This window comes from Bacillus sp. Medicinal_06 (assembly GCF_056711665.1).
Map to the genome: position 1 here is coordinate 1 of NZ_JBWYHD010000093.1, position 255 is coordinate 255.

At 36.1% G+C, this 255-nt stretch carries 1 pseudogene; it reads right to left on the reverse strand.

Annotation, left to right across the window (positions count from 1 at the left end):
• Positions 1–241 (reverse strand): annotated as a pseudogene (locus AC1M36_RS28650) (IS6 family transposase); the annotation flags it as partial.
• Positions 242–255 lie beyond the last annotated feature (14 nt).

Here is a 255-nt window from a genome sequence, read left to right on the forward strand (position 1 = left end):
TGATATAAGTCTCATCCAAATGCCAAGATAAGCGCGCAGATTTATTTTTCACTTTCCAAATTTGATAGATGAGATTGCCATATTCATGAACCCATCGCATGATAGTTGTTGGGTGAACTGAAATACCTCGTTCTTTCAGGATTTCAGATACATCGCGATAACTTAAAGAAAAACGACAGTAGTAGCCGACAGCTACTAAAATAATATCTTTCTTGAACTGTTTCCCTTTAAAATATCGCATTTGTGATTCTCCAG